Annotated in this window: 23 protein-coding genes; 2 read left to right on the forward strand and 21 right to left on the reverse strand. The window is 62.0% G+C overall.

Features of this window, described 5'->3' with window-relative positions; translation table 11 throughout:
* Nucleotides 1-76: 76 nt before the first annotated feature.
* From FJV80_RS15340 to FJV80_RS15400, 13 genes are all read right to left on the reverse strand, one after another.
* Nucleotides 77-364, reverse strand: a complete 288-nt coding sequence (locus tag FJV80_RS15340) for a DUF2160 domain-containing protein (RefSeq protein ID WP_038652733.1) — start codon at nt 362-364, stop codon at nt 77-79.
* Nucleotides 365-366: 2 nt separating this feature from the next.
* A complete protein-coding gene (locus tag FJV80_RS15345) occupies nt 367-1,284 on the reverse strand; it encodes a carbohydrate ABC transporter permease (protein WP_095775403.1) in 918 nt (305 codons plus the stop codon).
* A gap of 1 nt (nt 1,285) precedes the next feature.
* Entirely contained in the window at nt 1,286-2,152 is an 867-nt protein-coding gene (locus FJV80_RS15350) for a sugar ABC transporter permease (protein WP_142876818.1), read from the reverse strand.
* Entirely contained in the window at nt 2,153-3,220 is a 1,068-nt protein-coding gene (locus tag FJV80_RS15355) for an ABC transporter ATP-binding protein (protein WP_095775402.1), read from the reverse strand.
* 10 nt (nt 3,221-3,230) lie between these two features.
* Nucleotides 3,231-4,310 carry an ABC transporter ATP-binding protein gene (locus FJV80_RS15360; protein WP_142876819.1) on the reverse strand — a complete coding sequence of 360 codons (1,080 nt, stop codon included), beginning with the start codon at nt 4,308-4,310 and terminating at the stop codon, nt 3,231-3,233.
* Nucleotides 4,311-4,351: 41 nt separating this feature from the next.
* Complete coding sequence (gene glpD, locus FJV80_RS15365; protein ID WP_095775400.1) at nt 4,352-5,878, reverse strand: glycerol-3-phosphate dehydrogenase; 1,527 nt, start codon at nt 5,876-5,878, stop codon at nt 4,352-4,354.
* Between the two features lie 129 nt (nt 5,879-6,007).
* A complete protein-coding gene (locus FJV80_RS15370; protein WP_095775440.1) occupies nt 6,008-6,775 on the reverse strand; it encodes a DeoR/GlpR family DNA-binding transcription regulator in 768 nt (255 codons plus the stop codon).
* A gap of 126 nt (nt 6,776-6,901) precedes the next feature.
* Entirely contained in the window at nt 6,902-8,314 is a 1,413-nt protein-coding gene (locus FJV80_RS15375; protein WP_142876820.1) for an aspartate aminotransferase family protein, read from the reverse strand.
* Between the two features lie 211 nt (nt 8,315-8,525).
* On the reverse strand, nt 8,526-9,257 hold the full coding sequence (locus tag FJV80_RS15380; RefSeq protein ID WP_010909605.1) for a peptidase: 732 nt from the start codon (nt 9,255-9,257) through the stop codon (nt 8,526-8,528).
* Nucleotides 9,258-9,288: 31 nt separating this feature from the next.
* Nucleotides 9,289-10,080 carry a transglutaminase family protein gene (locus FJV80_RS15385; RefSeq protein WP_142876821.1) on the reverse strand — a complete coding sequence of 264 codons (792 nt, stop codon included), beginning with the start codon at nt 10,078-10,080 and terminating at the stop codon, nt 9,289-9,291.
* 7 nt (nt 10,081-10,087) lie between these two features.
* Nucleotides 10,088-11,029, reverse strand: coding sequence for an alpha-E domain-containing protein (locus tag FJV80_RS15390; protein ID WP_095775397.1), 942 nt, complete (start codon nt 11,027-11,029; stop codon nt 10,088-10,090).
* Nucleotides 11,030-11,168: 139 nt separating this feature from the next.
* Complete coding sequence (locus FJV80_RS15395) at nt 11,169-12,581, reverse strand: circularly permuted type 2 ATP-grasp protein (RefSeq protein WP_185975214.1); 1,413 nt, start codon at nt 12,579-12,581, stop codon at nt 11,169-11,171.
* Between the two features lie 170 nt (nt 12,582-12,751).
* Nucleotides 12,752-12,988 (reverse strand): Lrp/AsnC family transcriptional regulator, encoded by a 237-nt coding sequence (locus FJV80_RS15400; RefSeq protein ID WP_010909609.1) that lies wholly within the window; start codon nt 12,986-12,988, stop codon nt 12,752-12,754.
* A 253-nt stretch (nt 12,989-13,241) separates the two neighbouring features.
* On the opposite strand from FJV80_RS15400, the gene FJV80_RS15405 reads away from it, so the two are divergent.
* A complete protein-coding gene (locus FJV80_RS15405) occupies nt 13,242-13,661 on the forward strand; it encodes a DUF4864 domain-containing protein (RefSeq protein ID WP_142876823.1) in 420 nt (139 codons plus the stop codon).
* A gap of 62 nt (nt 13,662-13,723) precedes the next feature.
* Here the strand turns inward: FJV80_RS15405 and tgt are convergent, their stop codons facing one another.
* The 7 genes from tgt to coaD are packed head-to-tail and all read right to left on the reverse strand — an operon-like array spanning nt 13,724 to nt 18,302.
* Entirely contained in the window at nt 13,724-14,854 is a 1,131-nt protein-coding gene (gene tgt / locus FJV80_RS15410; protein ID WP_142876824.1) for a tRNA guanosine(34) transglycosylase Tgt, read from the reverse strand.
* Nucleotides 14,847-15,116 carry a hypothetical protein gene (locus FJV80_RS15415; protein WP_095789709.1) on the reverse strand — a complete coding sequence of 90 codons (270 nt, stop codon included), beginning with the start codon at nt 15,114-15,116 and terminating at the stop codon, nt 14,847-14,849. The genes tgt and FJV80_RS15415 overlap by 8 nt, the downstream gene beginning before the upstream one ends.
* Entirely contained in the window at nt 15,109-16,194 is a 1,086-nt protein-coding gene (gene queA / locus FJV80_RS15420) for a tRNA preQ1(34) S-adenosylmethionine ribosyltransferase-isomerase QueA (protein WP_142876825.1), read from the reverse strand. The genes FJV80_RS15415 and queA overlap by 8 nt, the downstream gene beginning before the upstream one ends.
* Entirely contained in the window at nt 16,194-16,643 is a 450-nt protein-coding gene (locus tag FJV80_RS15425) for a DMT family transporter (RefSeq protein ID WP_095775392.1), read from the reverse strand. Before FJV80_RS15425 ends, queA begins: the two co-directional genes overlap by 1 nt.
* A gap of 12 nt (nt 16,644-16,655) precedes the next feature.
* Nucleotides 16,656-17,168 (reverse strand): peptidylprolyl isomerase, encoded by a 513-nt coding sequence (locus FJV80_RS15430; RefSeq protein ID WP_095775391.1) that lies wholly within the window; start codon nt 17,166-17,168, stop codon nt 16,656-16,658.
* Nucleotides 17,169-17,196: 28 nt separating this feature from the next.
* A complete protein-coding gene (locus tag FJV80_RS15435) occupies nt 17,197-17,784 on the reverse strand; it encodes a peptidylprolyl isomerase (protein WP_095789706.1) in 588 nt (195 codons plus the stop codon).
* Between the two features lie 17 nt (nt 17,785-17,801).
* The gene (gene coaD / locus FJV80_RS15440) at nt 17,802-18,302 is read right to left on the reverse strand and encodes a pantetheine-phosphate adenylyltransferase (protein ID WP_142876826.1); all 501 of its coding nucleotides are present in this window, start codon (nt 18,300-18,302) and stop codon (nt 17,802-17,804) included.
* Nucleotides 18,303-18,497: 195 nt separating this feature from the next.
* Here coaD and FJV80_RS15445 point away from each other — a divergent pair, with 195 nt between their 5' ends.
* Nucleotides 18,498-18,650, forward strand: coding sequence for a hypothetical protein (locus tag FJV80_RS15445; RefSeq protein WP_019858284.1), 153 nt, complete (start codon nt 18,498-18,500; stop codon nt 18,648-18,650).
* Between the two features lie 67 nt (nt 18,651-18,717).
* Here FJV80_RS15445 and gyrA read toward each other — a convergent pair whose 3' ends face one another.
* Nucleotides 18,718-21,519, reverse strand: a complete 2,802-nt coding sequence (gyrA, locus tag FJV80_RS15450) for a DNA gyrase subunit A (RefSeq protein WP_095775388.1) — start codon at nt 21,517-21,519, stop codon at nt 18,718-18,720.
* Nucleotides 21,520-21,637: the final 118 nt, after the last annotated feature.

Consider the following 21,637-nt stretch of genomic DNA (forward strand, 5'->3'; position numbering starts at 1 on the left):
TTTCCTCCACTGTTTCAGGTTTGAAGTGCGATCTGGTGCGGTCGCCGGCATGCGGCCGCTCCAACAGTATCCCCCTCTATACGTAGCGGAACACGCCGATGGCGTAGACCACGGAGAGAGCGAGAGCCCACCACAGGTTGGATCCAACGAGACCCAGCCAAGCGAGATGAATAAAGGCGCTGCCAAGCAGCGACAGGAAAAGACGATCGCCGCGCGTCGTCTCGAAGCGCAGGATGCCGACGCGCGGATTGCCGCCCGGCGAGGCGTATTCCCAGGCCGCCATGCCGCACAGCAACAGCAGAACAGTCGCGAAGAAGGCCGCCGTCGGCCACGTCCACGCCATCCAGGAGAGATCTAGGTTCATGATCATACCCTCCCCAGGGCAAAGCCCTTGGCGATATAATTTCGCACGAACCAGATGACGAGCGCGCCGGGGATCAGCGTCAGCACGCCGGCGGCGGCGAGCAGGCCCCAATCCATGCCTGCGGCCGAAACGGTGCGCGTCATGGTGGCGGCGATCGGCTTGGCGTCGGTTGTGGTCAGCGTGCGTGCGATCAGCAATTCGACCCACGAGAACATGAAGCAGAAGAAGCAGGCGACACCGATGCCGCTCGCGATCAGCGGCATGAAGATTTTTACGAAGAAGCGCGGGAAGGAATAGCCGTCGATATAGGCGGTCTCGTCGATTTCCTTCGGCACGCCCGACATGAAGCCCTCGAGAATCCACACCGCCAGCGGAACGTTGAACAGGCAATGCGCCAGCGCCACGGCGATATGCGTGTCGATAAGCCCGAAGGCCGAGTAGAGTTGGAAGAACGGCAGCGCGAACACCGCTGGCGGCGCCATGCGGTTGGTCAGCAGCCAGAAGAACAGATGCTTGTCGCCAAGGAAGCGGTAGCGCGAGAAGGCATAGGCCGCCGGCAGCGCCACCGATACCGAAATCACCATGTTCATGACCACATAGGTGATCGAGTTGATGTAGCCGGAGTACCAGGCCTTCTCGGTGAAGATGGTGACGTAGTTGGCGATTGTCGGCGCGTGCGGGTAGAGCGTCATCGAGTTGACGATCTCGGCATTGGTCTTGAAGCTCATATTGATGAGCCAGTAGATCGGCAGCAAAAGTACGATGATGTAGAGCGTCGGCACGATCCACCACCAGCGCGATTCCTCGCCGCGCCGGCGCATGCGCCTGTCGAGATCGCTCTGCGACAGCGTACCGGCGAGACCTCCCGAAGCAGTCCCGTTCATCGCATTGCGCTCGGTTCGTTCATTGGCGCCAGCCATTTCAGCGCTCCGCGTCGTAATTGGTCATCACGGTGTAGAACACCCATGACAACAACAGGATGATGAGGAAGTAGACCAGCGACATGGCGGCCGCCGGGCCAAGGTCGAACTGGCCGAGCGCCGTCTTGACGAGGTCGATCGACAGGAAGGTCGTCGAGTTGCCCGGCCCGCCGCCGGTGACGACGAACGGTTCGGTGTAGATCATGAAACTGTCCATGAAGCGCAGCAGCACGGCGATCAAAAGCACGCGCTGCATCTTCGGCAGCTGGATGTAGCGGAACACCGCCCAGCGCGAGGCCCCGTCGATCTTGGCCGCCTGGTAGAAGGCATCGGGGATCGAGACCAGTCCGGCGTAGCAGAGCAGCACGACGAGGCTGGTCCAGTGCCAGACATCCATGACGATGATCGTCACCCAGGCATCGAACGGATCCTGCACGTAATTGTAGTCGATGCCGATCGCGTTGAGGTAATAGCCCAACAGTCCGATGTCGTTGCGTCCGAACACCTGCCAGATGGTGCCGACGACGTTCCACGGGATCAGCAGTGGCAGCGACATCAGCACCAGGCAGACCGGCACGCCCCAGCCCTTCTTCGGCATGTTGAGCGCGATGAAGATGCCGAGCGGCACCTCAATCGCCAGGATGACGAAGGAAAAGATCAGGTTGCGGACCATCGCTTCCCAGAAGCGGCTGGACGACAGCAGTTCCTCGAACCATTCGGTGCCGGCCCAGGTGAAGACATTGTTGCCGAATGTGTCCTGCACCGAATAGTTGACGACCGTCATCAGCGGGACGACGGCGGTGAAGGCTACCAGCACCAGCACCGGCAGCACGAGGAACCAGGCCTTGTTGTTCCAGGTCTTGTCCATCTATGCCCCCATCTCGACACGCCAGGAATCGGCATAGATGTTGATGCCGGCCGGATCGAACCGCACCTTCGGTTCGGCTGGCACGGTCTCGTCCTCACCGATGACGGCAGCGATGTCCCTGCCTTCCAGCTTGGCGCGCACCACCTTGTGGCGCCCGACATCCTCGACCTTGCTGATCGAAACGGCCATGCCGTCGCGGCCGAGCCGCACATATTCGGGGCGGATGCCAAGTTCGATGGCGCCGCTGTCGGCCTTCGGCGCGCCCGGCAGTTCGATCCGCTGCGACCCGAGCGTCGCCGTCCTGCCGTCGATCGCCACCGGCATGACGTTCATGCCGGGCGAGCCGATGAAATAGCCGACAAAAGTGTGGCGCGGCCGTTCGAACAGTTCCGCCGGCGTGCCGATCTGGACGATGCCGCCATCATACATCACCACGACTTGGTCGGCGAAGGTCAGCGCCTCGGTCTGGTCGTGGGTGACATAGACCATGGTGTAGCCGAAGCGGCGATGCAGCTGCTTCAATTGCGAGCGCAGCACCCACTTCATATGCGGGTCGATGACGGTCAACGGCTCGTCGAACAGGATGGCGTTGACGTCGGAGCGCACCAGGCCGCGGCCGAGCGAGATTTTCTGCTTCTGGTCGGCGGTCAGGCCCCTCGCCTTCTTCCTGGCCCAGGACGCCAGATCGATCATCTCCAGCGTCTCGCGCACCTTGCGGTCGACATCGGCCTCCGGCACGCCGCGATTGCGCAGCGGAAAGGCCAGATTGTCGTAGACGGTCATGGTGTCGTAGATGACCGGAAACTGAAACACCTGCGCGATGTTGCGCTCCTGCGTCGACAGATTGGTCACGTCCCTGCCGTTGAACAGCAACTGGCCGTGCGAGGGATGCAGCAAGCCCGAAATGATGTTGAGCAGCGTGGTCTTGCCGCAGCCGGATGGGCCGAGAAGCGCATAGGCGCCGCCATCCTCGAATGTGTGGTGCACTTCCCTGAGCGCGAAATCGGCATCCTTCTGCGGGTTCGGCAGGTAGGAATGCCTGACATGGTTGACGTCGATGCGCGCCATATCGCCCTCCTCAAGCCGCCAGCTTCGGCGCGGTCACGGCGCGGCCGTGCTCGTCGAAGACCATGATGTGACGCGGATCGATGAACACCTCGACCACTTCGTCGGTCTCGAAATCCCGGATGCCGTGGGTCAGCATGACCCAGCGCACGTCGGCAAAATCGAGATGGATGAAGCTCTCCGACCCGGTGATTTCCGTGATGGTCACCTTGGCCCGCACTGGCACTGCGCTGGCATTGGGCCGTTCGAGCGAAAGATGGTGCGGCTGAAAACCGATCGTGTAATTGCCATCGGCAATGCCGACGAGTTCGGGCGGCACCGGCAGCTTCACCCCGCCTTCGAGCAGGAAGTCGGCGCCCTTCTTGGCCAGCACGATGGTGTTGAGGGGCGGATCGGCGAAGGTCCGAGCCGTCACCAGGTCGACCGGTTTGCGGAAGACGTCGATGGTCGGTCCGAACTGCGTGATGCGGCCTTCCGACAGCGTTGCCGTGTTGCCGCCGAGCAGCAGCGCCTCATGCGGCTCTGTCGTGGCGTAGACGAAGATGGTGCCGGCGGCGGCGAAGATCCTCGGCAGTTCGGCCCGCAGTTCCTCGCGCAATTTGTAGTCGAGATTGGCAAGCGGCTCGTCGAGCAGCACCAGGCTGGCATTCTTGACGATGGCGCGCGCCAGTGCGGTGCGCTGCTGCTGGCCTCCCGACAGGCTGAGCGGGGTGCGGTCGAGATAGGGCGTCAGCTTCAGCAGCGCCGCGGCCTCGCGCACCTGGCTGTCGATCTTGCCTTGCTCCGCGCCGGCCACCCGGAGCGGCGAGGCGATGTTCTCATAGACGGTCATCGCCGGATAGTTGATGAACTGCTGGTAGACCATGGCGATCTTGCGCTTCTGCACCGGCACGCCGGTGACATCCTGGCCGTCGAACCAGACCGAGCCGGAGGTCGGCAGATCCAGGCCGGCCATCAGCCGCATCAGGCTGGTCTTGCCGGAAAGCGTCGGCCCGAGCAGCACGTTGAGCGAGCCGTGCTGAAGCGTCAGCGACACGTCGCGGATATGCTCGGTCGCACCGACCGTCTTGGTGACGTTTCTCAGTTCCAGCATGACGCCTCCTCCCAGGCTTTCCGCATCAGCTCAAACCCTCTTCATTCGGCAGCCGCGACATGCCGCCGGCTTATGCCGCGCATGAATTCATCGAGTGCCGCCACCTGCTCGCGGTTGAGATGCAGGCCGCGCTTTGTGCGACGCCACAGTACATCCTCTGATGTGACGGCCCACTCATTTTCAACGAGATAGCGCACTTCGGCCTCATAGAGATCGCCGCCGAAACTGCGGCCGAGCTCGGCATTCGACTTGGCAAGACCAAGCAGACGCTGGGCCCGCGTCCCGTAGAGCCGCGTCAACCGCCGGGCGAGGCGCGCATCGAGGAAAGGATAGGCTGTCTTCAGCTTCGCCACCTGTGCGTCGAACCCGGTCGCCGGGAAATCGCCGCCCGGCAACGGCGCGTCCGATGTCCACGGCTTGCCGCGCTTGCCGAGAAAACCCTCGATCTTTTCCAGCATCGATTCCGACAGCCGGCGATAGGTGGTGATCTTGCCGCCGAAAGCATTGACGATCGGGGCTGCACCCTCACCGCCATCGGCCTTGAGCACGTAGTCGCGTGTCGCTTCCTGCGCCTTGGAGGCGCCGTCATCGTAGAGCGGACGGACAGCCGAATAGGTCCAGACGATGTCCGAACGCTTGACGGGTTGCGCGAAATACTCACTGGCCGCGGCGCAGAGATAATCGATCTCGGTGTCGCTGATCTTCACATCGTGCGGATCGCCGGGATAATCCCGGTCGGTGGTGCCGATCAGCGTGAACTCGTCCTCGTAGGGGATGGCGAAAATGATGCGACCATCCTTGTTCTGGAAGAAATAGGCGCGCGGATCGTCGAACTTCTTGGCGATGACGATATGGCTGCCCTGCACCAGGCGGACATTGTGCACGTCGTTCTGGCCGACGACGCCGGAAAGTACATGATCGACCCAAGGTCCGGCGGCATTGACCAGCAGCCGCGCCTTGATCTCTTCCGTTTCTCCGCTCCGCAGGTTCTCGATCTTGATTGTCCAAAGGCCGTTTTCGCGGCGCGCGCCGACCACCTTCGTGCGGGTCCGGATCGTTGCGCCACGATCGGCGGCATCGCGTGCGTTGAGCGCCACCAACCGCGCATCGTTGACCCAGCCGTCAGAATATTCGAACGCCTTTTTGAACAACGGCTTCAAAGGCTTGCCAGCCGGATCGCTCGCCATGTCGAGCGTCCTGGTCGCCGGCAGCAATTTTCGTCCGCCAATGTGGTCGTACAGGAACAGGCCGAGCCGGATCAGCCAGGCCGGACGCAGCCCCTTGGCATAGGGCAGCACGAAGCGCATCGGCCAGATGATGTGCGGCGCGTTCTTCCACAGAACCTCGCGCTCCATCAGCGCCTCGCGCACCAGGCGGAACTCGTAGAATTCGAGATAGCGCAGGCCGCCATGGATCAGCTTGGTGGAACCGGAGGAGGTTCCGCTGGCGAGGTCGTTCATCTCGGCGAGAAAAACCGAAAACCCGCGCCCAACTGCATCGCGGGCTATGCCGCAGCCGTTGATACCGCCACCTATGACGAAAATGTCCCGGACTGAAGACGTGTCCACTTAACTCCTCCACGATTTCGCATTGCACCATTTTTGGTCTTTTGCGAAACCGTGACGGAATTATTTCGAACTCATAACGAATGTCAAACGAAATATATAACAAACCCGTGAGACGATTGGGAAAGGGCCTCACCCCAGCGACGTCTCGATCAGCTGAACCTCGGCCTCCTGGCAGATCTTGCGCACCGAGGGGATGTCGCAGCGGTCGGTGATGAAGGTGTTGACCTGCGACAGGTGACCGATGCGCACCGGCGCCGTGCGCTCGAACTTGGTCTGGTCGGAGACCAGAATCACATGCCTGGCATTGGCAATGATCGCCTGCGCCACCTTCACCTCGCGAAAATCGAAGTCGAGCAAGGCGCCGTCATGGTCGATGGCCGAGGCGCCGATAACGGCGTAGTCGACCTTGAACTGCCTGATGAAATCGACCGCTGCCTCGCCGACGACGCCGCCATCCGACCCGCGCACCACCCCGCCGGCAATCACCACCTCGATCGAAGGATATATACGCATCCTATTGGCAACATTGATATTATTGGTGATCACCATCAGGCCGTTATGGTCGAGCAACGCCTTGCTGACCGCCTCCGTCGTGGTGCCGATATTGATGAACAGCGAGGCGTTGTCGGGGATCAACCTTGCCGCCGCGCGGCCGATGGCTTCCTTCTCGTCCGCAGCGATCTTGCGCCTCGCCTCATACTCCATGTTCTCGATACCGGACGGGAACAATGCGCCGCCATGAATGCGGGAAAGCAGGCGCTGGTCACAGAGATCATTGAGATCCTTGCGAATGGTCTGCGGCGTCACGTTGAAACGCGTGGCCAGATCGTCGACCAGCACGCGGCCATGGTCCTTGGCCATCTGGATGATCTCGGCATGGCGTGGCGACAGATACATGGGCGGCCTCCCGTTTTCGTTTTTCTTGTCTATAGCCGAAAACGAAAGCAATGAAAAGGCATAAGCCGGCTAAGGGAAATCACCTGATTGCAAAGGCAAACTCCAGCGCAATCCTACATGGGCCTGTCAGGCCAGGCCGCGCGCGATTTCGGTGATGACGGCAAAAGCCGCATCGACATCGCTAGCGGTCGCCTCGAACTGGCCGACCTGGAAGCGGATTGCCACCTGCCCGTCGACCCTCGTCTGCGTCAGGTAGATGCGGCCATCGTCGTTGATCGCATTGACGAGCCGCAGATTGTGCGCGTCGGCATCGGCGCTTGAGGGCGCCCTGTGCCGGAACGAAAACAGCGACAGCATCGGTTCGCTGACGATCTCGAAATCCGACTCCTTTGCCAGCCGCCCGGCAAGGCCCTCGCTCCAGTTCACATGGTTGCGGATCATGGCGCGCAGGTTTTCCAGCCCGTGGGCGCGCAGCAGGAACCACAGTTTCAGGGCTCGGAAGCGCCGGCCAAGCGGCACCGACCATTCGGAATAGTTGATGATGCCGTCATGACCGTGGGTTTTCAGATAGTCCGGCTTGATGGCCAGCGTCCTGACATGGCTTTCGGGGTCGCGCAGGAACTGGATCGAGCAGTCGAACTGTGCGCCCAGCCATTTGTGCGGATTGAAGACGATCGAATCGGCACCTTCGACACCGGTCCAGAAGTGCCTGTACTCGGGGCAGATCATCGCCGATCCGGCCCAGGCCGCATCGACATGAAGATACAGTCCATGCCGCTTGGCGACCTCGGCGACCGCCGCAATGTCGTCCGTGCCGCCGGTGCTGGTACCGCCGACGCAAGCGATGATGCCCGCCGGCAGCAGGCCGGCTTGCCGGTCGGCCACGATGGCCGCCTCCAGGGCGGCGGTATCCATGGCGCGAAAGGGGCCGGAGACCGGAATGCGCACCAGATTGTCCTCGCCGATGCCCGACACCCAGATCGCCCTGTCGATCGACGTGTGCACCTGATCCGAGGAATAGATGCGCAACTGGCCCTGCCCGGCCAACCCCATTTTGTTGCCTTGCCAATCCAGCGCCCGCTCGCGCATGGTCAGCACGGCATTGAGTGTCGCCGACGAAGCCGAATCCTGGATGACGCCGGAAAATCCCTCGGGAAGACCAAGTGCCTGGCGCATCCAGTCGACGGCGCGGGTCTCAAGTTCGGTCGCCGCCGGCGAGGTCTGCCAAAGCATGCACTGCGCGGCCATTGCGGAGACGAGATACTCAGCCACCACCGAAACCGGCGCCGCATTGGCCGGGAAATAGGCGAAGAAGCGCGGGTGCTGCCAATGCGTCATGCCCGGCACGATCTTCTCTTCGAAGTCGGCGAAGATCCTGTCCATCGGTTCAGCGTCTTCCGGCGGCGAGGCCTCAATGCTCCTGAAAATGTCACCCGGTTCGACCAGCGGCCGCACCGGCCGCTCGCGCAATGAATTGCGATAGTCGGCGCCCCAGTCGGCGGCGCGCCGCGACCACTGCCGGAACTCGTCATTGTTCATCCTGTCCTCCCGACACGAATGCAATGCCGGCACTCCTCGCCCGGCTCTCAAATTCCATCAATAATTAACATGTGAAATAGATGCAAGCGCTGGCGCTACGGCAAGCGCCCTAAAGCGCATCGCTTGATAGGATCCAAGCGGATGCGCTTTAGATCCTTGTTCTTGTGCATGTCGTTCGCCCAAAACCGGGGCCACTTTTGGGCGGCATGCATCACCCCGGAAAATCCGGCAGGCTGGCAAAGGCGCTCTTCAGCGCATTCGACCAGCCGTCAGAGATGGTGCGGTAATACTGGTCGTCCTGAGCAATCCGCTTCTTCAGGCCGACCTTGAAGGCGTCCTTCTCCAGGAACAGCAGGTCGAGCGGCAAGCCGACCGACAGGTTGGACTTGAGTGTCGAATCGAACGACACCAGCAGCAGCTTCACCGTCTCGGCCAGGCTCATCGTCCGCTCATAGGCGCGGATGATAATCGGCTTGCCGTATTTGGTCTCGCCGATCTGGAAGAACGGCGTGTCGTCGGTCGATTCGATGAAATTGCCCTCGGGATAGATCATGAACAGCCGCGGCGGACTGCCCAAGATCTGCCCGCCGAGGATGAAGGAGGCGTTGAAATAGGAATCGGCCTTCTCGCCGGCGGGAGACGATTGCGCGATCACTTCTTTCACCGTGTCGCCCACCAATCGCACCGTCTGGTACATGGATGGTGTCTCGAGCAATTTCTCGTGGCGGTCGGTCACCGCCTTGGTGCGTTCGTCGAGCAGGCTGACCACGGCCTGCGTCGTCGCCAGATTGCCGGCCGACATCAGGACGATGACGCGCTCACCCGGCTGTTCCCAGACATGCATCTTCTTGAAGGTCGAGATCGAATCCATGCCGGCATTGGTGCGCGTGTCCGACATGAACACGAGCCCGCGATCGATCTTCAGGCCGACGCAATAGGTCATGGAATCTCTTCTGGCACTAATCCTTGCGGGATTACTGCTCTACCGTGACGGTGACCGCAAGCCGTTCTTCCGCCTGTCCCAGTCGAATTCCCGACACCGGCGAGGCGTCGCGGTAGTCGCGGCCGGTCGCCACCTTCACATAACGCTCGTCGGGAGAAATACCATTGGCTGGGTCGAAGGCAACCCAGCCGAGACCCGGAACATGCGCTTCAGCCCAGGCATGGCTTGCCGCCTGCTCGACAGCATCCATCATCAGATAGCCGGAGACGTAGCGCGACGGAAATCCCATGGCGCGCGCGGCGGCGGCAAAGATATGGCTATGGTCCTGGCAAACCCCGGTCTTCAGCGCCAACGCCGCTTCGGCCGGTGTGGTCGCATTGGTTGTGCCTGGCGTGTAGGCGACGCGCTCGCCGATCATGGCCATCAGCCGGTGCAGCCGTTCGATATCGGTGCCCGTGCCGACCGCTTCGGCCAGCTTGCGGATGCCGCCGCCGATGGTGGTCAAGGGCGTTTCCTGCGCGAACAGCCACAGCGGCGCAAAGCCCTGATGCGACCCGCAAACGCCTGACGTGTCGCGCGTCACCACCTCGCCGGACGCCTCGACCGTGATGAAATCTCGGTCACCCTCGACACTCAACAGCCTTGTGTCGTTGCCGTAGTGATCGGTAAACCGCACTTCCTCGCGCGCGCCTTCGACCTTCAGCGCCCAGGACAGCACCGTCTGTGTCTGTCCGCTGACCGGAAGCAGCCGCAGCCGCTGCAGCAGATATTGCACCGGCGCGTCGTAGCGGTATTCGGTCCGGTGGGTGATCTTGAGCCGCATGAGGTCCTCAATAAAACCGGTAATCCTGCGCGATCTCGTCGCCGAGCCGGGTGTTGTCGCGAATGAACCCGGCGAGGAACTCGTGCAGACCCGCGTCGAATATATCCTTGATCGACCCGGCCCTCAGCATGGCTTGCGTTTTTTCCGCCGTCGCGTGGCAGGCGTGGCGCTCGCCGTAATCGTCGCTCAGGAACTTCAGATGTTCGGACAGGAAGCGGTAGCAGAAGGTCAATGAACGCGGCATGCGGACGTTGAGGATCAGGTAGTCGGCGATGTTGGTCGGCTTGTAGTCCGCATCATAGACCCAACGGTAGGAGCGGTGCGCCGACACCGAGCGCAGGATCGATTCCCATTGATAGTTGTCGAGCGTCGAACCAACCCAGGAGATCGACGGCAGCAGCACGTAATATTTCACGTCGAGGATGCGCGCCGTGTTGTCGGCGCGCTCGACATAGGTGCCGAGCTGCGAGAAGTCGAAAATCTCGTTGCGCAGCATGGTGCCGTAGAACGAGCCGCGGATCAGCGCCGTCTCGCGCTTGATGGCGTCGAGGACGTTTGGCAGGTCGCGCTCGTCGATTGGCCTCGCCAGCATCCGCTTCAGCGACATCCAGGCTTCGTTGATGCTTTCCCAGGTCTCGCGCGTCAGCGCGGTGCGCACCATGCGGGCATTGTTGCGGGCCGTCTCGATCGACGACATAGTGCTCGACGGGTTCGAGGTGTCGCGCAAAAGGAAATCAGCGACATCGGCGGCCGTATAGTCCGAATACTTCTGCTTGAAGGCCACGTCGGAGCCGGCGCTGAGCAGCACCGAATTCCATTCCTCCGACGCGCTTTGCGTGCGGGTCAGCGCCATGCGCAGGCCGGCATCGACCAGCCGCGCCATGTTTTCGGCCCGCTCGATATAGCGGTTCATCCAGTAGAGCCCGTTGGCGGTGCGGCCGAGAAGCATAGGAAGGCCCTTTGGGCTAGTGAGTAGGGAATAGTGAGTAGTCAGTAGTAAACAGTTGAATTTCAATGGAATATGGCATGCGCTTCTCCTCTACTGCTGACTACTCACTACCGACTATTCCCTACTCACTCATCTCGTCTCAATCATCCAACACCCAGGTATCTTTCGTTCCGCCGCCCTGCGACGAGTTCACGACCAGAGAGCCTTCCTTCAACGCCACGCGCGTCAGGCCGCCGGGCACGATCTGGATGCGGTCGGAAACCAGAACGTAAGGCCTGAGGTCGACGTGGCGCGGCGCCAGCCCCTTGTCGGTCAGGATCGGGCAGGTCGACAGCGCCAGCGTCGGTTGGGCGATATAGTTGGAAGGCTTCGCCGCCAGTTTCTTGGCGAAGGCTTCGCACTCTTTCTTGGTCGCCGCCGGTCCGACCAGCATGCCGTAGCCGCCGGAGCCGTGCACTTCCTTGATCACCAGTTCCTGGATGTGCTCGAGCACATATTTCAGGCTGTCCGGCTCCGAACAGCGCCAGGTCGGGATGTTGCCGAGGATCGCCTTGCGGCCGGTGTAGAATTCGACGATCTCGGGCATGTAGGAATAGATCGCCTTGTCGTCGGCGATACCGGTTCCCGGCGCGTTGGCGATGGTGATGTTGCCGGCGCGATAGACATCCATGATGCCGGGTATGCCGAGGGCCGAATCCGGTCGGAAGGTCAGCGGGTCCAGGAAGGAATCGTCGACGCGGCGGTACAGCACGTCGATCTGCTTGTAGCCTTCGGTCGTGCGCATCGCCACATGGCCGTCGACGACGCGCAGATCCTGGCCCTCGACCAGTTGCACGCCCATCTGGTCGGCAAGGAAGGCGTGTTCGAAATAGGCGGAATTGAAGCTGCCGGGCGTCAGCACGGCGATGGTCGGCGCGCCCTTGGTGCTTTGCGGCCGAACCGCCGCCAGCGACTGGCGCAGCAGCTGCGGGTAGTTCTCCACCGGCCGCACCTTGATCTTCTGGAACAGCTCGGGGAACAGCTGCATCATCGTCTCGCGGTTCTCCAGCATGTAGGAGACACCGGACGGGGTGCGCGCATTGTCCTCCAGCACGTAGAACTCGTCCTCGCTGATGCGCACGATATCGACGCCGATGATGTGGGTGTAGACGCCGGCCGGCGGCCGCACCCCGATCATCTCCGGCAGGAACGCCTCGTTCTTGGCGATCAGGTCCCTGGGAACGCGGCCTGCACGCAGGATCTCCTGGCGATGGTAAATGTCGTCGAGGAAGGCGTTCAGCGCCTGCACGCGCTGCTCGATGCCTTGCGTCAGGCGCCGCCACTCATTGCCTGAAATGATGCGCGGAACGATGTCGAAGGGGATCAGCCGCTCGGAGGCTTCCTGCTCGCCATAGACGGCGAAGGTGATGCCGGTCTTGCGGAAGACGCGTTCGGCGTCCTGCATCTTCTCGGTAAGTCTGGCTGGATCCTGTTCCTTCAGCCAGCGATCATAAGCCGAATACGGTCTTCTCAATCCGGAAACTTCCGGAAGCATTTCATCGAACGCTGCCAATCGCATACTCCCCTGTGACGCCATTTCACTGGCGTCGCCGAAGAAAATCAAGCGCAATCGGTGATTTGGGAGATGCGGACGATCAGTATGTTGCGGCTGCCTAAAATTGAGGCAGTCGAAATACGACCTTGATCAGGCTTTGCCTCGTGCCCGGGCAAATGCCTTCCCGGCTAGAAGGCGCGGAAGGTGACGACCGTGAACGTGTCCTTGATGCCGGGGAGAATCTGCACCTTCTCGTTGACGAAATGGCCGACATCTTCCTCGTCATCGACATAGAATTTGGCGAGCAGGTCGTAATTGCCGGCGGTGGAATAGATTTCCGAAGCGATCTCGGCATCGGCAAGCGCGCTGGCAACCTCATAGGATTTGCCCAACTCGCATTTGATCTGCACGAAAAACGCCTTCATGGCTTCGTCCCGCTAAACGTCCAAGTCCAAGCGGCCCTTCTGGCAGACTGGAGGCGGCCTTTCAAGCACTGGAATCCGCACTTGGCCGGCACGGACCCTGGCCACGGCCTCGCGTAGCCCGGCAACCGGCAGGACATTCCGGTGGCGAATATTCGCAATCGGTGAAACCGGGATGCACCGCCGAGCGTATGTTATCGTGCGTCATCGGACATTATTTTTGAGGGACCATTCCGAGGGACAACGGAGACAGGCCATGCGCCGCGCTTTTTTCGCATTCGCAGTCATTCCATTCCTCTTCACATCCTCGGCCTTTGCCGGCGATGCCGAAATCAAGGCAGGCCAGGTCGTCATCGACGGTCAGTTGAAGGCGTTGCTGGCCGATGACGGCGCCAAGGCCTACAGCTTCGCCGCCCCGAATGTGAAGCAGGTGTTCCCGACCGTCGACGCCTTCATGAACATGGTGACCAATGGCTACCCGCCGGTGCGCAGGCCACAGTCCTATGCCTTCGGCAAGGTCGAGCAGACGGGTCCGGGCTCGATTATCCAGCAGGTGCTGATCGTCGGCCCCGACGGCAAGGATTATGAGGCGGTCTATACGCTGCAGCAGCAACCCGACGGCACGTTCCAGATCACCGGCTGCAGCCTGCGCGCATCCAACTCGCTGAACACGTGAGGACTTTCTTGTTCGAGCATTATCTTTTCCGAAAACCGGTCTCCACTTTTCGGGATCATGCTCTACAGGACGGGAATATCGCCCCTCGCCCAACCCTCTTTGATCTCGGCCCCACGCGCTTCGAAGCTGCCGGTCTCGATCGCGGCGCGAATGTCCTGCATCAGCTTCTGATAGTAGGACAGGTTGTTCCAGGTCAGCAGCATGGCGCCCAGTGCCTCCTGCGAGCGCACCAGATGATGCAGATAGGCGCGCGAATAATCGCGCGCCGCGGGACAATCGCTTTCCTCGTCCAGCGGGCGCGGATCGTCGGCATGGCGGGCGTTGCGCAGATTGACCTTGCCTCGCCTGGTGTAGGCCAGGCCGTGCCGGCCGGCCCGTGTCGGCATCACGCAGTCGAACATATCGATGCCGCGCGCCACCGATTTCAGGATATCGTCTGGCGTGCCGACACCCATGAGATAGCGTGGCTTGTCCGCGGGCAGTTCGGGACAGGTGATGTCGAGCATTTCCAGCATCACCGCTTGCGGCTCGCCGACCGCCAGGCCGCCAACCGCATAACCCTTCAGCTCCATCGCGCTCAGCGCCTGCGCCGAGCGCACCCGAAGTGCCGCGTTGTCGCCGCCCTGCACGATGCCGAACATCGCCTTGCCCGGTTGGTCGCCGAACGCCGTCTTGCAGCGCTCGGCCCAGCGCAGCGACAGTTCCATGGCGCGCTCGATCTCCTTCAGGTCGGCCGGCAGCGCCGTGCATTCGTCGAGCTGCATCTGGATGTCGGAATCGAGCAGGCCCTGGATCTCGATCGAACGCTCCGGCGACATTTCATAGGGCGCGCCATCGATATGCGAGCGGAACGTGACGCCCTTTTCGGTCAGTTTCCTGAGCTTCGACAACGACATCACCTGGAAGCCGCCGCTGTCGGTCAGGATCGGATGCGGCCAGCGCGCGAATTCATGCAATCCGCCAAGCCGCGCGACACGCTCGGCGCCGGGCCGCAGCATCAGGTGATAGGTGTTGCCCAGGATGATGTCGGCGCCGACGCCGCGCACCTGGTCCATATACATGGTCTTGACGGTGCCGCCGGTGCCGACCGGCATGAAGGCAGGCGTGCGGATTTCGCCGCGCGGCATGTCGATGACACCGCGCCGCGCCTTGCCGTCGGTGGCAAGGACCTTGAAGCTGAACGGCTTAGCCATTGAATTCCTTGTCGTGGATCGGCGCGTCAGGCGCCTGTCTGTCGAGCGACTGGCGGTATTGGATGCAGCCGCGCATGAATTTGGGCCAGGGCGGCACCGCGATCGACGGCTCGGTCTTTTCCGGCAGCAGATCCCACAAATCGGGGTGATGCCAGCAGAGATCATGGCCTGACGTGTCGCGATGAGCGCGAATGCCGGCGCGCAGTTTCTTCACCTCGGCGATCAGGGCATCGCGACCGAGGGTTTCCAGGTCATCATCCATCGCTCGTCTCCGCTCGATAAAGCAGGCTTGCGTCTCCATAGGAGTAGAACCTGTAGCGGTTGGCAATCGCATGCGCATAGGCCGCACGCATCGTGTCGAGGCCGCTGAAGGCCGAAACCAGCATGAACAGCGTCGAGCGCGGCAGATGGAAATTGGTCATCAGCATGTCCGCGGTGCGAAAGCGGTAGCCGGGCGTGATGAATATATCCGTCGGCCCGGACCACGCAGGCACCGTCCCGTCTTCACGCGCCGCGCTCTCCAGCAGGCGCAGCGAGGTCGTGCCGACGGCGACGATGCGCCCGCCTCTTGCCTTGGCCGCGTTCAGCGCATCGGCGGTTGCCGCGCTGACTGAGCCGATCTCGGCATGCATCTTGTGGTCGGCGGTGTCGTCTGCCTTGACCGGCAGGAACGTGCCCGCACCAACGTGGAGAGTGACGAAGTGGCGCTCTACCCCTTTGGCGTCGAGAGCCGCAAACAGCTCCGGTGTGAAATGCAGGCCCGCCGTGGGCGCCGCAACAGCGCCTTCCTCCCGAGCATAGATTGTCTGGTAGTCGGCCCGGTCGCGCTCGTCGTCGTCGCGTTTGGAAGCGATATAGGGCGGCAGCGGAATGTGGCCGACGGCGTGCAGCGCCTCGTCGAGGAACGGCCCCGACAGGTCGAAGCCAAGCAAGGCTTCGCCGCCCTCGCCCTTCTCTATCACCGTGGCATCGAGTTGGCCGAGGAAGCAGGAATTGCCGTCATGGCCGAAATGGATGCGGTCGCCGGCGGCAATGCGCTTGCCTGGCCGCATGAAGGCGAGCCAGCGATCCGGCGCCACGCGCATATGCAGCGTGGCCTCGACCTGCGCCTGGGCTTCGCCGCGGCGCCTTATGCCTTTGAGCTGCGCCGGAATGACCTTGGTATCGTTGAACACCAGCACGTCGCCGGCCCTGAGCAGGGATGGCAGGTCGCCGACTGTGCGGTCGCCGAGCGCCTCGCCCGGTTTGACCACCAGCATCTTGGCGCTGTCGCGCGGCTCCGCCGGGCGAAGCGCGATCCGCTCCTCCGGCAGGTCGAAGTCGAAGAGATCGACGCGCATCAGTAGAGCCGGACGAGCAGCGCTCCGACCAGCAGCAGCACCGCGCCGGCGACGCGGCCGAGCGAGATTTCACGCACCGCGACGCCGAGGAAGCCGATGCGGTCGATGAGCATGCCGGCGAGCAGCTGGCCGGCCACCAGGAACGCCATCAGGGCGGCGGCGCCGATGCGCGGCGTCAGGATTGTGGAGAGCGTGACATAGAAGCCGCCGAGCATGCCGCCGGCGACGAAAAGCCAGGGTGCCGGCGCCTTCCATTCGAGCGAAATGCCTTGCAGCTTCACCACGGTGGCCGCGATGATGCCGAGCACGATGGCGCCCGACAGGAACGAAAACGCTGCCGCCGCGACCGGGAGACCCAGGCCGCGCGCAAGCTGCGAATTGATCGGTGCCTGAATGGCAATGAAGGCGCCGGACAGGATGCCGAGAAGCGACCAGACGACGCCCATCATTGTCGTTTCGCCTTACTTGACGTCGGCCGCGACCTTCAACGTCACGATCTTGTCGGGATCGACCACCGGTTCGCCGCGCTTGATCTTGTCGACATTGTCCATGCCTTCGATGACCTGACCCCAGACCGTGTACTGGCGGTTGAGGAAGGCGGCATCGTCGAAGCAGATGAAGAACTGCGAATTGGCCGAGTTCGGATTTTGTGAACGGGCCATCGAGCAGGTGCCGCGGCCATGGTTGGCGTTGGAGAACTCAGCCTTAAGGTCCGGCTTGTCCGAGCCGCCCATGCCCGCGCGCGACGGCGCGAAGGTGGGTTTCGAGGAATTGCCGAACTTCACGTCGCCGGTCTGCGCCATGAAGCCGTCGATGACGCGGTGGAAGACCACGCCGTCATAGGCGCCTTCCCTGGCCAGTTCCTTGATGCGGGCGACATGGCCGGGGGCCAGATCGGGGAAAAGTTCGATCACGACCTTACCCTTGGTCGTTTCCATGATGAGCGCGTTCTCGCGGTCCTTGATTTCGGCCATGTCAGATATCCTTTTGAGAAAACAGAAATTACTTGTCGGCGGCGATGCGCACCTTGATCATCCGGTCGGGGTCGGAGACCGTACCATTGTCCGCCTCGTCACCCTTCTTGATGTGGTCCACCAGCTCCATGCCGCCGACGACATTGCCGACGATGGTGTACTGGCCGTCGAGCGGCGGCGCCGGCGCGAACATGATGAAGAATTGCGAATTGGCGGAGTTCGGATCTTGCGAGCGGGCCATGCCGACCACGCCGCGCTTATAGTGCTCGGTCTGCGAGAATTCGGCCGGCAGGTCAGGCAGGTCCGAACCGCCGGTGCCGACGGCCTGGGAGTTGAATCCCTTCTTCATGTTGCCGAACTTGACGTCGCCGGTCTGCGCCATGAAGCCGTCGATGACGCGGTGGAAAGCGACATTGTCATAGGCATGGTCACGCACGAGCTTCTTGATCTGCGCGACATGCTTGGGCGCCAGATCGGGCCGCAACGCGATGGTCACGTCGCCGTCCTTCAGCGTGATGATCATGGTGTTTTCGGGATCGGCGGCATAGGCCGAGACCGAGGCGGTCACAAGACCGGCAAGCACGACGAGGAACGAGGCGAGCCTTTTGAGCTGCATGAGGATTTTCTCCGGGCTTATTTCGCGAATTTTGCGGTGAGCGCGCCAGCAACAGCCGCCGGCACGAAGGCGCGGATGTCGCCGCCCATCGAGGCTATCTGGCGCACAAGTGTGGCGGTAATGGTGCGCACGGACGGGCTGGCGGGCAGAAAAACCGTCTGCAGCTCGGGCGCCATGGTTTCGTTCATGCCGGCCATCTGCATTTCGTAATCGAGATCGGTGCCGTCGCGCAGGCCGCGGATCATGATCGAGGCGCCCTGCTTCCTGGCGGCATCGATCACCAGCCCGTCGAAGGCAACGACTTTGATGCGAGCGCCATCGCGGCCGAATTCGGCCTTCGTGGCGGTTTCGATGAGCTGCACCCGCTCCTCGAAGGAAAACAACGGCTTCTTGCCCGGATGAATGCCGATCGCGGCATAGACGATGTCGGCCACCGCCAGCGACGCTTTCAGCACATCGAGATGGCCGTTGGTCAGCGGGTCGAAGGAGCCGGCGTAAAGGGCGATGCGTTCAGTCATGGCAGGTGCTTCTAGCGAGCCTCTCTCGCAAAGGCAAATCCGATCGGCGCGCGAGCCCATGAACCTTTTCCGGCACATGAACGACAGATGAACACGCTGATCACGAAGCCTTCACGCAGCGTTCACTAGGTTGCACCTTAATAAGATGAAACCAAAATCCCATCTATCCGTTGTAAGGCGCAGGAGAACACGCAAATGCTGATCTACATGCTCGCCACCGCAATGACAGTCGCCATGCTGATCGCCACCGTATTCGGGCTGCATCAGGAGGCGCAACGCATTCGCGTCAAGGCAACCACCAAGCGCTTCGAAGGTTTCGGCCCCCGCAAGCCGTATCGTCACTACTAAGCCGTCTGGACTTGCTGCCGCGCCGGCCGTTGGGCCGGCGTTGCCATGTCAAAAGCAGGCCCAGGATTTACTCGCCGCTGTCCGGACCGGCATCAGCCTCTGGAGCAGACCCAGCGCCGCCCTCGATGATCTCTTCGCTTTCCTCGTCCGATTGCGGCTCGGAAATCCGCTCGACCGAAACCACCTTCTCACCCTCGGCGGTATTGAAGATGGTCACGCCCTTGGTGGCGCGGCTGGCGAAACGGATGCCATTGACCGGCACCCGGATAACCGTGCCGCCATCCGACACCAGCATGATCTGATCATCGTTGCCGACCGGGAAGGTCGCCACCAGCCGACCGATTTCAGCCGTCTTCGACACGTCGGTGGCGCGGATGCCCTTGCCGCCGCGGCCAGTCAGGCGGAAATCGTAGGACGACGAACGCTTGCCGTAGCCATATTCGGTCACCGTCAGCACATACTGCTCATGCGCCTTGAGGAACTCATAGCGTTCGTCTGAAAGCTCGGCCTCCTCGCCGATCTCCTCATTGGTCAGCGCAATCTCTTCCTCCTCGCCGCTGGCGCCCGCGGCAAGGCGGCGCTCGGCCGCTGCGCGCTTGAGATATGCGGCACGCTCTGCCGGCGACGCGTCCACATTCTCGATCACCGACATCGAGATGATGCGGTCCGTCTCGGCCATGGTGATGCCGCGCACGCCGACCGAGTTGCGGCTCTGGAAGACGCGCACGTCGCCGACGGAGAAGCGGATGCACTGGCCGGAACTGGCGGTCAAAAGCACGTCGTCATTGTCGGTGCAGGTTTCGACGCCGAGTATCTCGTCGCCCTCCTCCTCCAGCTTCATGGCGATCTTGCCGTTGCGGTTGACCTGCACGAAATCGGACAGCTTGTTGCGGCGCACGGTGCCGCGCGTGGTGGCGAACATCACGTCGAGTTCGCCCCAGCTGGTCTCGTCCTCGGGCAGCGGCATGATGGTGGTGATGCGCTCGCCCTGCTCGAGCGGCAGCATGTTGATCAGTGCCTTGCCGCGTGACTGCGGGTTGCCGATCGGCAGCCGCCAGACCTTTTCCTTGTAGACGATGCCGCGTGAAGAGAAGAACAGCACCGGCGTGTGCGTGTTGGCCACGAACAGCCGGGTGACGAAATCCTCTTCCTTGGTCGACATGCCCGAGCGGCCCTTGCCGCCGCGGCGCTGCGCCCGGTAGAGCGAAAGCGGCACGCGCTTGATGTAGCCGGAATGGCTCACCGTCACGACCATGTCCTCGCGCTGAATCAGGTCCTCGTCTTCCATGTCCGCGCCGCCGTCGGTGAGTTCGGTGCGGCGTGGCGTGCCGAACTCGTCGCGCACGGCCGCAAGCTCGTCCTTGACGATCTGCTGGACACGCGCCCGGGACGACAAAATGTCCAGATAATCAACGATTTCGGCGCCGATCGTGTTCAACTCGTCGGCGATCTCGTCGCGGCCGAGCGCGGTCAGCCGCTGCAGGCGCAGTTCGAGGATGGCGCGGGCCTGTTCCTCGGACAGATTGTAGGTGCCGTCCTCGTTGATGCGATGGCGCGGATCGTCGATCAAAAGGATCAGCGACTCGACATCACCCGCGGGCCAACGCCGTTCCATCAACTGCTCGCGCGCCGTCTGCGGATCCGGCGCGGTGCGGATCAGCTTGATGACCTCGTCGATATTGGCGACGGCGATGGCAAGGCCGACCAACACATGGGCGCGGTCGCGCGCCTTGCGCAGCAAGAATTTCGTCCGTCTTGTGATGACCTCTTCGCGGAAGGAGACGAACGCCTTCAGCATGTCGGTCAGCGTCAGCAGTTCTGGCTTGCCGCCATTCAGCGCCACCATATTGGCGCCGAACGAGGTCTGCAGCGGCGTGAAGCGGTAAAGCTGGTTGAGGATGACGTCGGCGACGGCGTCGCGCTTCAGCTCGATGACGACGCGATAACCCTGGCGGTCGCTTTCATCGCGGATGTCGGAAATGCCTTCGATGCGCTTGTCGCGCACCAGCTCGGCCATCTTCTCGATCATCGAGGCCTTGTTCACCTGGTAGGGAACCTCGGTGATGATGATCGATTCACGGTCATTGCCGCGCTGTTCGATGTTGACCTTGCCGCGCATGACGATCGAGCCACGGCCCGTCGAATAGGCGCTGTAGATGCCGGAGCGGCCAAGCACGATGCCGCCGGTCGGGAAATCGGGCCCAGGAATGATCTCCATCAGCGCCGGCAGGTCGATCGCCGGATTGTCGATGATGGCGATGGCGCCGTTGCAGACTTCGCCCAGATTGTGCGGCGGGATGTTGGTGGCCATGCCGACGGCGATGCCGCCGGAGCCGTTGACCAGCAGATTGGGAAAGCGCGCCGGCAGAACCTTCGGTTCGGTGTCCGAGGCATCATAAGTCTCCTGGAAATCGACGGTGTCCTTGTCGATGTCCTCCAGCAGCTCATGCGCGACCTTGGTCAGCCGCGATTCGGTGTAGCGCATCGCCGCCGGCGGGTCGCCGTCGATCGAGCCGAAATTGCCCTGCCCGTCGATCAGCGGCACGCGCAGCGACCAGTCCTGCGCCATGCGCACCAAGGCGTCATAGATCGAGGCGTCGCCATGCGGATGGTATTTACCCATCACGTCGGCGACCGGGCGGGCCGACTTCACATATTTGCGGTTCCAGTGGTAGCCGCTCTCATGCGCCGCATAGAGAATGCGGCGATGCACGGGCTTCAGGCCGTCGCGCACATCCGGCAGCGCACGGCTGACGATCACGCTCATGGCGTAAGAAAGATAGGAGCTCTGCATCTCCTCGATGATGGAGATCGGCTCGATGCCGGTGGGGCCGCCGTCGGCGCCGCGCGGTGTCTTTTGGTCGGTCAAATCGGATCACAATCTAATCAGGAATCACTGACCGCTTATATAGGAAGCAAGGCCGAAACTCCAATGTTCGCGGCACTTTTCCAGTGTCATTTTTGGTGGTAATTTCAAAAGGATACCG

The organism is Mesorhizobium sp. WSM4310, from assembly GCF_007003935.1.
GTDB lineage: Bacteria > Pseudomonadota > Alphaproteobacteria > Rhizobiales > Rhizobiaceae > Mesorhizobium.